Below are 14291 nucleotides of genomic sequence, written 5' to 3'. Positions count from 1 at the left end.
AATGGGCGCTATCGCTTGCAGGCTACGAAAGGATATCCAATGACTTATGTAAAACTCAGTACTTATTTTAGCCTAGCTATTGTGGTTGTGGCGCAGTTTGGTTGCTATAAAGAAGGGCTTATTAGAGGGAGCAATGAGCTTTTGCTCAATGGCAGTCTTTTGAAAGGACCTCTCGCAAATGCTTCAATTACCGTTAGTGATATTAATCACTTAACTGTTTGGCAAGGGCAAAGCAATGAGCTTGCGCAGTTTGAAAGTCAATTCAGTGTTCATGAAAATAGCTTATTTCATATCAAAATAGATGTACTAGATAATACTACTATGGTCTGCGATGCCGCAGAGTGTTTTGATCGTAATGGAAACTTAATCGCCAATTACCAAGAAGTTGTTCCTGCGTCAGAACTGACTGGGTTGAGACTCAGCCATTTGTCATCGTCCAACACCGAGCGTAACTCACTGCAAGTAAACGCATTGACAACTTTAGTTTATGACCAGCTCGTGAATCAATTACAAGATGGGGTTAACCAAAATGGGGTTGATTCGGCCTCACTTCAAGCAAGTCGGTTAGTTTTGACCGCGCTGAACTTGAGCGAGGATGATATCAACCTTTTGGACAGTACTTTGTCACAGGTTGAAAAGGTAAATGAGTCTTCAGATCAAACAATGACGACCTTAAGTCTTGTAAATGCGTCGATTGCAGAAAACATCACTTTATTGACCCCTTTGTCCTCGGCTATCAGCCAATTTGTATCTGAGCCCGATAATCACCAAGTCCAAGATACTTTGTCTGATCTTAAAACGTCAGTAATGGCAAGTGCCGTTAAGCTTGCGCAAAGTGGCTTAGTTAAGGGCGTGCCTGCAACGGTTGAAGAGTCACTTTTTGAAGCGCAAATAAACGCAATTGATTTTGAGTCGCTGCAAAAACAAAGTACCGAGCTACAGATGCAAATTCAGGCAGCCAATGCGGCGGCCTCGTTAACGGGGGCGACCGGTGCAAATGGCTAAAAAGAATCTGTTATCACGGCTAAGAAACGTGTATTTTCTCTCGCTAAGCTTGGCGGCGCTAATTTTCAGTGTAGATGCTGAAGCTCAACCGCTATTTGCTTTAAAGAAGAAACCAACTAGCAGCCAACCTTGGTATAAAAAAATCAATTATTTCAGCAATGTTGCCGTTTTCAATCAATCTCTTTCGTTGTCGAAACAGCCAGTAAATGATGCGGTGATCAGTGATACATTCGAAGGCGACTCAAATACCTTAGAAGGTCGTTTTTCTGTCGGTGGCAAGCTGTTTGCAAATTCCTCAATCTATGGAGAGTTAACTTTAGATCAAACGGCATTGAAGGGTCGAATAAATCGTAAAGGCGCGGCAAATTTTTCCGATTCTGTGGATTACCATAGATACAAATCTAGGTTTGAGCTTTTTTATGAGTATGCGCTGCCTCATGGGTTTTCTGGCGGTATAGATCTATATTTGGGTTCTGAAAGGTATCAGCATCGAGAAAACCATGTAACAGATAAGGAGTTTGGTGGAGCCCTCTTGCTGAGCCATGTTCAGTATTTTCACCTTGCTCATCTAGATTTTGATTATGTCATGAGCTATCGAAAACTAAATTTTGGCAGTACTTCTCTTGTTGATACTAGTCAGGTATATCACTCGCTGCTGGCCGAGTATGGCCATCATTTTTCAGAACAGCTGACAGGCTATATTGGTGGCCGTTTTTCTGTCTTTCCAAACTATAATAAACAAAGCTATTGGGGCAGCAGTAGGCAATATGTGTTGATGTCAGAAGTAGAATATCGGCTTACTTCCAGTTCCCTAGTTGCTGTTAAATATGAAAAGTTATGGTTGAGTAAAAACCGCTATACCCATACGGTATCAGCCCAATACGAGTATAAATTTGGCAGTAAAAAAACGAAAAGGCGCAAAAGGAAATATAAAACGCCCAATTTATTAATAAGGTAATTAGCTTTGGAAAACCAAGTAGATCTAAAAGTAGCAGTGTTTGGTGGAGCGGGTATTGGGTTACTGTTCGGTGTCGTCATGGGGACCAGCGTGACGCCAACCGTGACTATTTTACTTGGTGCCTTGACCACCATTTTAGCGGCAATTTTGGGGCTAAACGATCGTCACTTTAACGATGCAAAAGCAGCACGAATAGGCGCATTCGGCATCGCATGTGTAATCGGTGCATATTTGGGCATTTATGTGCGCTCGCATAACCTGTTAGCGCCATCTTTAGTTGAACTGAAAGCCCAGTATGTAGCTGCGGGGTATACTGAACAACAGGCGTTGCAACTACTGACTTTGAAAGAGTTTGGAATGCAATTAGATAACGCCTATGTCGATGATGAAATGCCGATTAAATCTGAATTTCGTTTTTCTGATCAGGCGGTAAATATATCAAATCAACATAGCAGTTTGCTGTTTAGTTCTAGTATCGTCGTGAATGGGTGTGATGAATTGTCCTACACGGATGGCAGTTTAGAGCTTGACGAAATCGTTAATAACTTCGAGTTAACAGGCGGAGTGTGGGCGACCTTGAGTGAAGCTATTGTTTCTGAGTTTGAGGGTTCTGAGCAAAAGAAAATGTTACTGGTGATCCGCGATTCTGTATGTGCTCATCAACAAGAGAAAATGCCATGTATTGGCAAGTCACAGCTAACAGATTTGCAGAATTTTACGCAGGTAAAGAGCGTGTTCGGGGCTCCTTGGACACATATTTACAAGCGCTTTGAAGAGCAAACATTAACAGAAAACAGCAAGCTACGTGGAATTAGTTTAGTCCATGATATGCTTTGTCCTGTCTGACAATGGAACGGTGATGGGAAAGTTAATATGTAGACTAAAGCTGTTGATATGCATACTGGTTTCGATTCAGACACTGGCTAATATCAATCCTGAACAGCTTAGCTTGAGTACCGTAAGAGTGGTTGTCAAAAAGCCCCACAATGAAATGAATGTAGCCTCGGGATTCTTGTGGCAAAAACCCCAGTGGGTTGTTACTTCGTTACATGTATTAGACGCACATGCCAAAAGTCGGATCATTATCGAATTTGGAAAAAAGAAACGCTTAGCGAAGGTATTGCGAGTGTTGCCTGAGGCGGATTTAGTGCTGTTGGAAGTAACGAAGCCACCAAAAGGGTGGTTACCTGTGACCTATTTCAAACAAACTAAGCCAAAGTATCGTGAGCACGTAACTGCACTGGGCTTCCATCATGGCGCTTTAGCAATGAGTACGAGAGAGCTGCTAAAAGGGTACGCAAAACCCGAAACTTTAAAACAGTTTCTGCCACCTTATGCTGTAGAAACACTAAAGAAAACGAATATTCCAGATATTGAATTTCCAATATATTATTTGGATGGTAGTTTACTCCCTGGCTTTTCTGGTGCGCCGGTATTTGATAACCAAGGTAAATTGGTGGGTATAGGGAATGGGGGTTTGGAAAATGGGGCTGCCAACGTGAGTTGGGTTATCCCGGCAACAAATTTGACTGCCTTGGTAAATTCCAAGCAGAGCACATTGCCAGCGGGGTTGCATAAGACTTCAAAGCTATTCACCTTAGATAAAGTGCAAACAAAAGCAACGCTCAATAGTCCGCCGAAACGGCGTATTGTGTTCAAGTCATTTGACGTAATAGCTTGGCTATTTGCACCTGCCTATGCAGCTTCTGATGAGTGGGACTTTGGCAGCAATTTAGTGGCTGAGCCAAGTGTAGTTCAGTATCAAAATTTCGAATTTTATAAAATTAAAACGCGCAGTATGTCTGAGCTTATTTCAAGTACTGCAACGCCTAGCGAACTGCACAGTATTAATCACTTGTTCAAAGCAATATTTGGTGAATTTAGCATTGATTTCGAAGCGACAAAGTTCGATATTTACAGCGATGCCTACTATGGCATCAATATTGTTGTTCCAGCTGGTGCCCGACTGTATGTTGATGAGCAAGGGTATTTGTTAGCGAAGAGCACCAGCATGTGCAGGCTGTGCTATTACGAGTTGCAGTACCATGCACGAACACTTAGCGATAAAAGTCAGAATGCTTTGATTCAGTCACCAACGGCTTTTTTTGACGAAAAATTAACGCAGCATTGGCAGGAGCTTAATGACGAAGGTGAATTTGAAGAGTATGTTGATTTTCGGCTTTTGACTAAGTATGGCGGCAAACGATTTGTTGCCAATGCCCTTTTTGCAAACTTTAATGAGCCGCTGGTTGAGCGCTTCGAAGTTAACTATGTATCGGTTGCGACAAACAGAGAAAGTTGGCTGCAAACACAGGCAATTAATAATCGGTTTGATGCCGAATATATGCAGCAATTATCGACTCATGCCGGGTTAAATTGCCAACGTGTTAACTTGTCCAGTAATGAAGTCCAATTATGCCAATCCCTCGTCTACGCATACACCTTACTTGCGAGTGTACACTTAACAGGCTTTTCTAACCGTTTCTACCCACTGTAACACGTTCTAATTCTCGCTTATGTTTGTCACCTGATTAACTGGTAGCGAGTAGCCTTTAAACTGTTTTTGGCAAATGTACACACTTTTGCTCTATATGATTACCCCTCATCTTTATTATTTTAAGTACTTAAAAAACAGCTATTTAAAAAAAGATCAGATTAATTTTCACAGCTTCCTACCCATGGCGTCATAGCAATACAAATTAATTAATAACACACATCGGTTGGGACTGATGTGGCGGAGCCGTGGAAACGCTCTTTGTTTTCGAGGCGCAGAGAAAAGGGTGGGTTTGTTCCCATTGATTTGCCACCTGAACTGTGATGACCGAGCAGCTTTGCGCCTCTTTTTCCCAAATTCTTGCCGAACCGGCTAATTAGAATGTAATTATCAACGTAAGGAAATATTATGCCTCAATATAAAACCCCAGACGTCTATGTACAAGAGAAGTCAACACTGCCACCATCAGTTGCAGAAGTGGCAACCGCTATCCCTGCATTTATTGGTTATACAACTAAGCTAGATGATGAAGGTAACGTTGCTTATATGAATTCCCCTGTGCGCATTACTAGCATGGTGGAGTTTGAAGCTGTTTTTGGTGGTGCATACCAAGAAAGTTTCGCAGTTGCACCAAAAGCTTCTGGTGGCTTTAACGTCACCTCAGACGGCGCAAATTTAGCGGACGCGTTCTTCTTTTTACACCAAGCGGTAAGTCATTTCTTTGCCAATGGTGGTGGCGCATGTTATGTGGTCAGTATTGGTCAAGCGAGTTCAACGCTTATTACAAACAGTGAACTTCAAAGTGCGCAAGCAGATAAATTTACCGCTGCAATTGCACTGTTGAATAAAGTTGACGAAGTAACCTTAATCTCTTGTCCAGAAGCCATTGGCCTGAGCACAGTTAAGCACTACGAAGTACAAAACAAAGCACTTGTTCATGCTGAAAAGAGAATGGATCGTTTTGCATTGGTTGACGTTCAAATGCAAGCAGACTCTATGAGCATTGACCCAATTTCTGATGATGCAAAAGCGCTAAGAGCTGGCGCAACGCTGGGTCTAAAATATGGTGCTGCGTACTACCCGTATTTAACAACAACAATGGCACGTACTTATGATGCCAAGCAAGTTGTTGTTAAATCACCATTGATGGCGCAAGTACTTTGGCCAAAGGATGAAGCGACTCATACATTGGTTTCTTTGAAAGCCGATGGTACCTGGGAAGATATTGCCAAAGATTATTTATCTCCAAATAATGCACAGAGTAATAATGCTGATGATGCAGTGTACGATCCTTCTGGCAAGCAATACCTAACTGCGGAAACTGTATTTATTGAAGCTGGTGACGGCGCTGCATATTACCGTCTAACTGATGGTAAAGAAGTTGTACTTGTTGAAGGTGAAATCAAAGACAAAGAGCAAGGCGGTAGCGTCGTGATCAATGACGTGTGCGAGCTTTTAGATGTCACTTTACCTACTTTACAGCTCGCTGCAATTGGCGACCCTGCTTATCCGTTCTCATCAGCAGATGTATACAACCAAGTAAAAGCTGAACTTGGTAAAAACTACCTGGACCTTCCTCCTTCACCTGCTATCGCTGGTGTGATGGCTAAAACTGACAAAGATCGTGGTGTATGGAAAGCACCAGCTAATGCGGCGCTTGCGCAAGTATTAATGCCAAAACTGGCTATCGACAATACAGAACAAGAAAACCTCAACGTAGATGCAACGTCCGGTAAGTCTATTAATGCTATCCGTACATTTGTTGGCAAAGGCACTTTGGTGTGGGGCGCGCGTACGCTTGCTGGTAATGACAACGAGTGGCGCTATGTTTCTGTTCGCCGTTTATTCAACATGGTTGAAGAGTCAGTACAAAAAGCAACGCACTTTGCGGTATTCGAACCAAATACACCGTTCACATGGTTAAAACTCAAAACCATGATTGAAAGTTACCTAGAAAACCTTTGGCGTTCAGGTGCATTCTTTGGCGAAACGCCAGAGCAAGCATTCTTTGTCAATGTGGGCCTAGGTCAAACCATGACTGAGGACGACATCAATAATGGCTTAATGAATATTGAAATTGGCCTTGCGGCAGTTCGCCCAGCTGAATTCATTGTTCTAACTTTCTCTCACAAGAGCCTAGAAGGTTAATAATCAACGCCTTTTTTGGGCAATTAGCTAATCAAACATGTCTATTTGACGCCTTTTTAGAGCGTCAGATAGACCACAATTATCACTACAGCTTGGCTGTAAATACCGAATTTTTTGGAGTTATTACATGGCTACTACTAAAGCAGATATCGCAGCAGAATATCCAATTCCCGTCTATCGATTTGTTGTCAGCTTCGGCGAAGAAAGCATCCCGTTTTCAGAGGTGTCTGGTCTAGACATTGGTGTTGAAACTATCACTTACAAGGATGGTTATGGAAAAAAACACATGCCTGGGCAACCAACGGATGTCAACATTACATTGAAGCGTGGTCTAGTTAAGCAGAAGAGCCAATTCTACGATTGGATTTCTTCTATCAGCTTAAATCTAGTGGATAAAAAGGACATCACGATCTCATTGACTAACGAAGACAGATCTCAGCCTATTGTTACTTGGAAAGTGATCAATGCATTTCCTAAGAAACTTACAGCACCTAGCATCAATGGCGGTTCGAATGAAGCCAGTGTTGAAGCACTAGAAATGATGGCAGACGACATCAAGATCGAATTCCATTAATTTTTAATTTTCTTTTAGGGCACGAAAGTGCCCGCTTAGGTGGCTAATATGTTTCAAGATCCTAGAACACCTATGGTTGGGTATCGATTTTTGGTTGGTATCATGGCCGCCGGTGTGCCAAATCCCATTGATATTTTGTTTAAAGAAGTCAGCGGTCTTAAGATGAACCGCACGATTGAATATACCAATAATCGAGTCAGTATCGCCAACCAAAAACAAGCAAAAACATTAACTCTAAAACGAGGCGTGTTTCAAGGTGGTAGCCTTTTGATGCTACAAAACCTAGTTTTTGGCGATGCATGGAATACTTACTTAGTTAAAAACCACATTTTGATCACCACCTTAGATGATAACTACTTACCATCACAAGCTTGGCTTGTGCAAAACGCATTTTTAGAAAGCTGGGAGTGGGAGGGGATTGATGCGAGCCGAAATGATGTACTTATTGAGTCTCTCAGTTTTAGTTATCGTGATTTGGTGGCAGTGCCTATTCCTGGCTTGCCAGTGTAAGGAGCCTCAAAGATGGAAATTAAGTGCAATCAAGTGCGGGTTAAAGCACGGATCCGTGCTGATCGCCCCTCCCAACCAGCAGAGCCAAGTTCAGGCGGTATGTCCAATGATGCGCAACAGCAGGCGCCCCAAGCAGAGCACTTTAGTAATACAGTGAGTCGATTTGAACTACAAGACTTATTGTGTCAGTTAGAGTCGGACATAAAACGACATATTGAATTTAGATTTGCGCGGCAAGGAAAAGAAAAAAGGCCCTGATTATGAACAAAGCGGACGGTATTAACGCAAGTGGTTTACCACTTTGCAAAGTGACATTTTATAAAAAAATCGAACGAGGTAATGGCAATAAATTGGGAGAATTAACCTTACCTTATGATCCCAAGTCACTCAACGTGACTCATCAAAATTACCTGATAGAGTCAAAAGCGATTGGCTCTGAAAGTGGCTCAGCCCGCTACCAAAAATCTCCTACGTCAATTTTAACGATTAAGTTTTTGCTAGATGACACGATTATCGAAACGCCTGCGCAGCTTGCAATGGGTATCAGTGGAGAGACCACAACCGAGGACAGTATTCAGCAAATGCTACAGTATGGTCTTGCCGTTCAAGGAGAGACACACTTACCCGCGTTTGTCACTATTATGCCGTTGAACATGGTTCTTAATCATGGCGCAGATGGCGGTTTCCACGGCATGTTCAACGATATTAACGTGATCAGTGAACTAGTTAATGCCAAAGGTAACCGAGTTAAAGCCCAAGTGGAATGTAATATCTCAGAGTGTTTATCTAATAAAGAAATTAAGCTTAGAACAGGCAAAAGCTCACCAGATCTTACCCACGAGCTGCAGTTTAAAGATGGAGACAGCTTAGTATCAGAAGTGGCCTCCATTTATGGTAAAGCAAACTATGTACATCAAGTTGCTAGTGTAAATAGGCTACCTTCGATTCGTAGTGCATCGGTCGGAGAATACGTTATATATCCGCCTTTGGAGCGCTAAAATGGATATTCGATATACGATCTTAGTGGGTGGCAGCGAGAAGAAACTAGAGGTCGGTGTGCGAGAGATTAGCACCCACCGAGGGCTCAATCAGATCTCTGAGCTATCGATTGTGTTTGAAGACGGTGATATGGCCGAAGAGGCCTATACGCTGGATCTCAATAAAGATTTTCAGCCAGGCAAGTCTATTGAGGTGAAAGCAGGGTTTGGTGAAGACCCGCAAATTACTTTATTTGTAGGTGTGATAACCGGTGGAAAAATTGGCTATTGCTGCGATCCGTATGTTGAAGTATTTGCAAAAGGAGAAGCCAATAAACTAATTCAATCTAAAATCAGTAAGCTCTACAAACCGGATTCGACCGATACAGATATCATCACTGACTTGCTCAAACCCTGTGCAGGAAAAAAAACCGTAGCTGACAGTAAAATAAAACACTATCAATATCTTATGGTTGAGAAAAAACCATGGGAAGTGATCATGAACCGGATTTTGACCAACGGTTTTGCACTCTACGAAGAGGAAGGGATCCAAATCGTTGATCTCACAAAACATAAACCTGCTGCCACTGAGTTTAATGTCGCAATGGACGGGTGTACGGAGTTTGAATTATGCCTAGATAATAGTTCTTACGCGCAAAAGGTTGATCACAGTGCCTGGGATATAAAAACCCAAGCTTTGTTAGTAGAGAATTATGATTCGGGAGAGAAAAAAGAAGGGGCTGCGGCGGATGTTGTTATTAAATCTCAGATGCCTATTGATAAGTTAGAGCTTGCAGCAAAAGCCAAAGCTGAGCAAGTTTATCGTTTGTTAGATACCAGCCAAGGCCGTATTCAAGTAGATATGTCCGTTGCAACCGCTTTACACAGTTTGAAGTTGTTAGATGCAATCAAGGTATCTGGAGCTGGTGAAAACAACAAAGCCGACTACATGGTGACAGAAATTCATCATCATTTGAATAACCAAGGTTGGTTTTGTGAATTTACATTGGGCTTATCTTTGACCAAAAGCGGCTGGTCTAAATGGGCTGAGTTGGCACCTACCCCGATGTTAGTTGGCACAGTTGCACCTTTTAAAGCAGATAAAGAGAAACTGCATCGAATACCTATCACACTGAACACGTTAACGACGGAGCCGATTTGGGCAAGGTTATTGACCACCTATGTAGGCAAAGAAGAAGGTTTATTCTTGCCGCCAAACCCTGATACCGAAGTACTTGTCGATTTTATCGGTGGAGACGCTAGGCACCCAGTTATTGTCGGTGCATGTCACAATCCAGTCGCGCCACCTCCGCTAGGCGGGTACAAAAAAGAATACGATGTTCGGGGGTTGTTGTTTAAAGAGCAAGCAACCGCAATTAAGTTCACTTTCAAAGATCCGCATATCATTTTAGAGGGCAGCAAAGAGCACTCAATTTCACTGGGTGACAGCTCAGGTTATGCCTTATCGCAAAAAGATAAAGCAGGTATGACGGCAAAAACAGATGTGGTTATAAAAACCCCTGATGACAGCCAAATTAAAATGGATAAGAGCATTACCATAGAAAGTGCAAAAGTGGTGGTTGCGACGGATAAGATGGAAATAGGATAACGAGGAGTTTTGTATGGACAATTCATTTCTTGGTCGGGGATGGAGTTTTCCCCCGAAGTTCACAAGCCCTGATGCAGGGCCAGACATGGCTAAAGACGAAGAATTAGTAAAACAAGCGATCACTGTAGCATTAAACACGCTGAAGGGGGAGCGACCTTATTGGAGTGAGTTAGGTTCAGGCTTGTCTAACTTCGTTTTTGAAGATGCCAGTGAATCTGCGTTGGTGACGCTGAAGCAAGAGATATCTGCGGTGTTGTTAAACTATGAACCAAGAATTATCTTAGAAGATATTTCATTCGATATGTCAGACGTTTACGAAGGTGCTCTGTTAATAGAGCTGACTTATATGATCCGCAAAACCAATAGCCGAAGCAACATGGTGTTTCCTTTCTACCTTGCAGAGCAGTCAGTTTAAACCCGTTTTTAAACTTTTATTGAACACGTCCTTTTCTTCTTTACTAGCCAAGTATCAAGCAGAACCACGCCGCTTACTTTTAGCAACGGTCAATCAGGCCAAGTAGCGCATAGATGTGCTCATATATAACATTAATAAGGTACTCTCATGACTTTTAAGTCTCGTAGTCAATCACTTGATTCAAAAGAAATAAAGGGGTTAAGTCAAACCGCACGACAGATCCCAGAGCTTTCTAGTGAATTTTTTAACATAGAGCCGCGTACTATAGAACAGTGGCTAAGTTACTTGTCGACGGTTGCACAGCATACTCAATTTATTGGTCAAGCAACTTGGCAGCCTGTTCAGACTTGGTACAAAGTGATCCCAGAGCCTGATAAATTTGCGGCATTAGCAAAGCTAATCGTGTCAGGCAGTGGTGATGCACTAATTAAGGGTTTAGCAAGCAGACCTGATTTGGCTTTATTGCTCACGTTTGTGGATTTATTGCAGCATACTCAGCAGCAATTTAATGGTTTTGTGCAGCGCCACTTAGATCACTACTATCGTGATGTTTTAGGTTTCGACCTGTTAGATGCGACACCTGACTCGGCGCACGTATTAATCGAACTCAACGAAGTTGACTCCTTGACCCTGCAACCAGGTACACAATTTGATGGTGGAAAGGACGAGCACGGACAAGACTTAGTTTACCAACTCTCTGAACCAAGCGCGATTAACCGTGCCGTGGTTGACAATGTCATCACGGTAAACAAAGCAAACGATGACTCAGGTATAAAAATCGGCCGAAATGTTTTGTTGGATACGGTACAAGGGGTAGAACTTGAAAGTAGCGCAATGACTTTTGGTGATATAGAGCAAGCACACCTGCAGCCCCCTGTGGAGATCGGCTTTAAGATTGCCTCTCAAGATCTATTTTTGAGTAGTGGCAAGCGGGTAATAGCACTGCGCTTTTCCACTGATGAGTTTGGCGAAACACCAATAGACTTAAGCTTGTGGCTTGAAAGTTTTGATATTCTGGTGAGCACCGAAGACGGACCTATTCAGCTAGACACGCAGCAAGTGTCTTTGAGTAACAATAATGAGCTGGTTATTCTTGTTGATGAACTGTTTGCGCCAATTGCGCCTGTAAAAGATGTGTTTATTGGTCGCGACAAAGTATTGCCTTACATTGCATTTGTGTTGAAGCAATCCAAATATGATGCTCTGTACGCGCTTGATTTGCAAAAAAGAGACGAAACACTTGCCCAGTTAACACGCAGCGAGATACAGGAAATTCAGCTGGCTGCTACGGTATTAGGTGCAGATGGTCTAATTGCCAATAATGGAATTGGTTTTTTGGATACTTCAAAGCCCTTTGAGCCGTTTGGTTTTACTCCTCAACTGGCTGAAAAGTTTGAGTTTACACACCCTGAGCTACTGTGCAAACGGGTTACGAGAGCGAGTGTTGAGTTTAATTGGGTAGGCAGACCAGAAGATTTTGATACTCACTACCAGACCTACCTGCTTTACAAAAAAGTTGTCACAAAATCGCCAGTTAATGTCGCAGATAGCAGCGATACTCTTCCTTGGCCGAAAAACCAAGTGCTGATCTCGCAGTCTGATGTAGCTTATAGCAGTGAGCAAACGAAAAAGGTATCAGATCTTTTTTACAATGATCCTGCATGGCAATTATCAGATGAAGATGCGGGGTTAGAATTGTTGCCACTTGTTGCCGTGCAGCAGAGCGAAGAACTACCAGAGCTGGTTAATAACGTTGCCACCAACCGCCTAGTTTTTACCTATGATGATGATAACGGTGGAGCTGATTATCTATCTTTACCTTTTAACTTAACTCAAGCAAAGCAGTGGCCTAAGTGGTACACATTAGAGCTATCTAATCAGGATTTTGGTCACCCACAATACACAAAAGTGTCTGAGTATTATGCATTTCAAAATAGCATGAAGTTAGCTAATTGGGATCCCAATGATGGCGACTTTATTCCGACGCAGGTTCTTGAGCCATACACGCCATTATTAGACTCTGTGAAACTGCATTACCGGACACAAAGTATTTCTCGGGCTCAAAGAGATGCGATAGGCAATGCTATTTGGATAGAGCATATTTCGCCAATTGGTCGTCAGTTGCAGATTTTAGAAACCCAAAATAGCCTTCATTTACTGCCAGAAATTGACGAACTTGGGTATCTATACATTGCGCTTGGCGAACTGCCAACGCCAGGGCAGTGCAGTGTTTTGTTCCAATTGGAAGCGGTGGATGGTTACAATTTTAGCGAACCACCGCAATTTAAATGGGAATACTACAATCAGGGGAGATGGCATCATTTTAGCCGTGATGACTCACAAGGCAGTGATCAAGAAGGCAGGATCTTACAAGACAATACTTATGATTTACTTGATTCAGGGATCATCATTTTTTCACTTCCTGAGTTTGATTTGACGGACCAGTTTAACCAAGATGGGAAAGTGTGGATAAGGGCTGTAATCGATTCAGAAACGCTGGCGGGAGATTACAAGCAACCTATCTACTCAAAACTAAAAGGGGTGTACTCGCAGGCTGTACAAATCACACTTAACTCCACGGAGCATGCGCAATCTCATTATTTAAAACCTCTCGAAGCGGGCAGTATTGGTAAGTTGTTGGTGACGGATCCGTCAATTACGTCGGTTGTTCAGCCATTTGATAGCTTCGGTGCCAAAGTTAAAGAGGACGATACCCGTTTGTATCGTAGAGTCAGCGAACGATTGAGGCACAGAGACAGGCTACTTACTGCGTGGGATTATGAACACTTCATTCTTCAGGCATTTCCAGAGTTACACTCAGTAACGGCATATCAAACAAAAGATGGTGTCAATATCACGGTGATCCCGCTGAACCACGACACGGATATTTTACAACCTAAAGTGCCGCGTTATTTGATGCGTAAAATACAGGAAGAAGTTGAAGCCCGCTCTGTTCCCGGCCTTAACGTCCGTATAGAAGACCCCAAATATGTGGAAGTGCAGCTGGAAATCATTATTCAGATTGATCCTAGATTCGATATTCAGACCACTGTCGTTGAACTCAATGAGCTGATTGTCGAAACGTTAACTCCCTGGAACAAACCAGACTCAGAGCTCTCAAAAACAATCTTCTTAACTGATGTGGCACAAGCTTTGGAAGCTCACCAAGCGGTCAATATGGTGCAAGTTATCCGTGGTAAACGCCTAGGTGAACAAACCAAAGAATACGCACAGATCTCGCCAAAAACTTGTTGCCCAGAAGGTTGTTGCTCTGAGGATTGCTGCCCGGATGGTAATTGTTCTGATGATTGTTGCCCAGAAGGTTGTTGCTCGAAGGATTGCTGCCCAGAAGATTGTTGTTCAGAGGATGGCTGCCCAGAAGGTTGTTGTTCAAAGAATTGCAACCCATCCGATGGCTGTCGCGAAATACTGGTCCCTACTCGCAACCACAAAATCTCTTTGACCAACGTTGATGGGGATGTGTTTGAAGGGATCGGTAAATGGAAAATTCAACATAACTTTGTTGTGCAGTGACCCAATTTACTTTCACTTGACGCTGAATTAAGAAAACCGTTCACAGTTTAAATATTTTGGCGTCTTC

The 14291-nt window shown here is 42.7% G+C and carries 12 protein-coding genes; all 12 read left to right on the top strand.

Translation table 11 applies throughout. The features are described from left to right. Nucleotides 1-39 precede the first annotated feature (39 nt). The 12 genes from MHN81_RS20650 to MHN81_RS20595 all read left to right on the top strand — a co-directional run bounded on the left by MHN81_RS20650 (nt 40) and on the right by MHN81_RS20595 (nt 14224). A complete protein-coding gene (locus MHN81_RS20650) occupies nt 40-1005 on the top strand; it encodes a hypothetical protein (protein WP_239426577.1) in 966 nt (321 codons plus the stop codon). Next, nucleotides 998-1963 carry a hypothetical protein gene (locus MHN81_RS20645; protein ID WP_239426576.1) on the top strand — a complete coding sequence of 322 codons (966 nt, stop codon included), beginning with the start codon at nt 998-1000 and terminating at the stop codon, nt 1961-1963. The genes MHN81_RS20650 and MHN81_RS20645 overlap by 8 nt, the downstream gene beginning before the upstream one ends. Before the next feature lie 6 nt (nt 1964-1969). After that, on the top strand, nt 1970-2809 hold the full coding sequence (locus MHN81_RS20640; RefSeq protein WP_239426575.1) for a hypothetical protein: 840 nt from the start codon (nt 1970-1972) through the stop codon (nt 2807-2809). Between the two features lie 13 nt (nt 2810-2822). After that, complete coding sequence (locus MHN81_RS20635) at nt 2823-4460, top strand: serine protease (protein ID WP_239426574.1); 1638 nt, start codon at nt 2823-2825, stop codon at nt 4458-4460. 405 nt (nt 4461-4865) lie between these two features. After that, nucleotides 4866-6605, top strand: a complete 1740-nt coding sequence (locus MHN81_RS20630) for a phage tail sheath C-terminal domain-containing protein (protein WP_239426573.1) — start codon at nt 4866-4868, stop codon at nt 6603-6605. Between the two features lie 127 nt (nt 6606-6732). Then, a complete protein-coding gene (locus MHN81_RS20625) occupies nt 6733-7179 on the top strand; it encodes a phage tail protein (RefSeq protein WP_023399363.1) in 447 nt (148 codons plus the stop codon). A 48-nt stretch (nt 7180-7227) separates the two neighbouring features. Next, on the top strand, nt 7228-7689 hold the full coding sequence (locus MHN81_RS20620; protein WP_023399364.1) for a phage tail protein: 462 nt from the start codon (nt 7228-7230) through the stop codon (nt 7687-7689). Nucleotides 7690-7701: 12 nt separating this feature from the next. Next, nucleotides 7702-7947: a hypothetical protein gene (locus tag MHN81_RS20615; RefSeq protein WP_239426572.1), complete on the top strand. Its 246-nt coding sequence runs from the start codon at nt 7702-7704 to the stop codon at nt 7945-7947. A 2-nt stretch (nt 7948-7949) separates the two neighbouring features. Beyond that, nucleotides 7950-8687 carry a hypothetical protein gene (locus MHN81_RS20610; RefSeq protein WP_023399366.1) on the top strand — a complete coding sequence of 246 codons (738 nt, stop codon included), beginning with the start codon at nt 7950-7952 and terminating at the stop codon, nt 8685-8687. A 1-nt stretch (nt 8688) separates the two neighbouring features. Further along, nucleotides 8689-10275 carry a phage baseplate assembly protein V gene (locus MHN81_RS20605; RefSeq protein WP_239426571.1) on the top strand — a complete coding sequence of 529 codons (1587 nt, stop codon included), beginning with the start codon at nt 8689-8691 and terminating at the stop codon, nt 10273-10275. Between the two features lie 13 nt (nt 10276-10288). Then, complete coding sequence (locus tag MHN81_RS20600; protein WP_023399368.1) at nt 10289-10690, top strand: GPW/gp25 family protein; 402 nt, start codon at nt 10289-10291, stop codon at nt 10688-10690. 147 nt (nt 10691-10837) lie between these two features. After that, entirely contained in the window at nt 10838-14224 is a 3387-nt protein-coding gene (locus MHN81_RS20595) for a hypothetical protein (RefSeq protein ID WP_239426570.1), read from the top strand. Nucleotides 14225-14291 lie beyond the last annotated feature (67 nt).

It is taken from the genome of Pseudoalteromonas sp. Of7M-16, from assembly GCF_022347805.1.
In the GTDB taxonomy this organism is placed as follows: Bacteria; Pseudomonadota; Gammaproteobacteria; order Enterobacterales; family Alteromonadaceae; genus Pseudoalteromonas; species Pseudoalteromonas luteoviolacea_F.
This window is presented reverse-complemented; position numbering and strand designations above follow the sequence as displayed.